Origin of the sequence: Sphingopyxis sp. Root1497 (assembly GCF_001427085.1) — a bacterium.
Taxonomy (GTDB): domain Bacteria; phylum Pseudomonadota; class Alphaproteobacteria; order Sphingomonadales; family Sphingomonadaceae; genus Sphingopyxis.
The window spans coordinates 1-2,569 of sequence record NZ_LMGF01000007.1 but is presented as its reverse complement, the minus strand read 5'-3'; the positions used below and the strand labels follow the sequence as shown (position 1 = coordinate 2,569).

Below are 2,569 nucleotides of genomic sequence, written 5' to 3'. Positions count from 1 at the left end.
TCGACCTTGAACGGGCTGATGAACGCGGTGATCACGATCAGCCCGGCATCGGTCATCAGCTTGGCGACCTCGCCGACGCGGCGGATATTCTCGATCCGGTCGGCCTCGGTAAAGCCGAGGTCCTTGTTCAGCCCGTGGCGGACATTGTCGCCGTCCAGGAGGAAGGTATGCCGGTTCATCCGGTGCAGCTTCTTCTCGACGAGGTTGGCGATCGTCGACTTGCCCGAACCCGACAGGCCGGTGAACCAGAGCACCGCGGGCTTCTGGTTCTTGAGCGCGGCGTGCGCCTCGCGCCCGATGTCGAGCGCCTGCCAATGGACATTCTGGGCGCGGCGCAGGCTGAAATGCAGCATGCCCGCCGCGACCGTCGCGTTGGTCAGCTTGTCGATGAGGATGAACCCGCCGAGCGTGCGGTTGTCGCCATAGGCTTCGAACACCAGCGGCTTGTCGGTCGCGACCTCGACGACGCCGATGCCGTTGAGCTCGAGCGTCTTCGCCGCCAGATGGTCGAGGGTGTTGACGTTGATCTCATATTTGGGCGCCTGCACCGTCGCCGACACAGTCTGGGTCGCGAGCTTGAGCCAGTAAGCGCGGCCCGCGATCATCGCCTCGTCGGCCATCCACACGAGCGTCGCCTCGAAGCGATCCGCCACTTCGGGCGGCGCATCGGCGAGCGCGATCACATCGCCGCGCGAACAGTCGACCTCGTCGGCCATCGTGAGGGTGACCGACTGGCCGGCGACCGCTTCGGGCAGGTCACCGTCGAGGGTGACGATGCGGCTGACGGTCGAGGTCTTGCCGCTCGGCAGCACCCGCACCGCATCGCCGGGCTTGATCGATCCGCCCGCGATGAGGCCGGAGAAGCCGCGGAAGTCGAGGTTGGGGCGGTTGACCCATTGCACCGGCATCCGGAACGGCGTCTCGACATCGCGCTGCGCGGCGACCTCGACGCTCTCGAGATGCTCGACCAGCGCCGGTCCCTTGTACCAGGGGGTGTTGTCCGACAGGGCGGTGATATTGTCGCCCTTGAACCCCGAGATCGGGATCGCGGTGAACTGGGTGATGCCGATCTCGGTCGCGAAGGCGCGGTACGAGAGCAAGATGCGCTCGAACACCGCCTTGTCGTAATCGACGAGGTCCATCTTGTTCACCGCGAGCACGATGTGGCGGATGCCGATCAGGTGCGCGAGGAAGCTGTGGCGCCGCGTCTGGGTCAGCACGCCCTTGCGCGCGTCGATCAGGATCACCGCGAGGTCGGCGGTCGAGGCGCCGGTGACCATGTTGCGGGTGTACTGCTCGTGGCCGGGGGTGTCGGCGACGATGAACTTGCGCTTCTCGGTGGTGAAGAAGCGGTAGGCGACGTCGATCGTGATCCCCTGCTCGCGCTCGGCGGCGAGGCCGTCGACGAGGAGGGCGAAGTCGATCTCGCCGCCCTGGGTGCCGACGCGCTTGCTGTCGGCTTCGAGCGCGGCGAGCTGATCCTCGAAGATCATCTTGCTGTCGTAGAGCAGCCGCCCGATCAGCGTCGACTTGCCGTCGTCGACCGAGCCGCAGGTGATGAAGCGCAAGAGCGACTTTTGCTGATGCTGCGCGAGATAGGCGTCGATATCCTCGGCGATCAGCGCGTCGGTGACGTAGACGGGGGCAGCGGGTGCCTCGGGGGGGCTGTCGGTCATCAGAAATACCCCTCCTGCTTCTTCTTCTCCATCGACGCGTCGCCGCCGTCCTTGTCGATCGCGCGGCCCTGCCGCTCCGACGTCGTCGTCAGCAGCATCTCCTGGATCACTTCGGAGAGCGTCGCCGCCTCGCTCTCGACCGCGCCGGTGAGCGGGTAGCAGCCCAGCGTGCGGAAGCGGATCGAGCGGGTGACGGGCACCTCGCCGGGCGCGAGCGGAAAGCGGTCGTCATCGACCATCAGCAGCAGCCCGTCGCGCTCCACCGTCGGGCGCGGCGCCGCGAAGTAGAGCGGCACGATCGGGATCGCCTCGCGGGCGATATATTGCCAGATGTCGAGCTCGGTCCAGTTCGAGATCGGGAACACCCGGATGCTCTCGCCCTTGGCCTTGCGGGCATTATAGAGGTTCCACAGCTCGGGGCGCTGCTTCTTGGGATCCCAGCCATGGCTCGCGGTGCGGAACGAGAAGATGCGCTCCTTGGCGCGGCTCTTCTCCTCGTCGCGGCGCGCGCCGCCAAAGGCAACGTCGAAGCCGTGCAGATCGAGCGCCTGCTTCAGCCCCTCGGTCTTCCACATGTCGGTGTGCAGCGGGCCATGGTCGAACGGGTTGATCCCCCGCGCCTTCGCCTCGGGGTTCTGGTAGACGAGCAGTTCCATGCCGCTCTCGGCCGCCATCCGGTCGCGCAGCTCATACATCGCCTGGAACTTCCAGGTCGTATCGACATGCAGCAGCGGGAACGGCGGCGGCGACGGGTAAAACGCCTTGCGCGCCAGGTGCAGCATCACCGCGCTGTCCTTGCCCACCGAATACAGCATCACCGGCGCCGCCGCATCCGCCAGCACCTCGCGCATGATGTGAATCGCCTCCGACTCCAAGCGGTCAAGATGGGTCAG

2 protein-coding genes are annotated in these 2,569 nt (G+C 66.3%); both read right to left on the bottom strand.

What is annotated here, in order from left to right:
* Nucleotides 1-1,676 (bottom strand): sulfate adenylyltransferase subunit CysN (gene cysN / locus ASD67_RS22490; RefSeq protein ID WP_056352374.1); only part of this gene is annotated, 1,676 nt, incomplete at its 3' end.
* The coding region (gene cysD, locus ASD67_RS22485) for a sulfate adenylyltransferase subunit CysD (RefSeq protein ID WP_235535809.1) at nucleotides 1,676-2,569 on the bottom strand (894 nt) is incomplete at its 5' end. The genes cysN and cysD, both read right to left, overlap by 1 nt.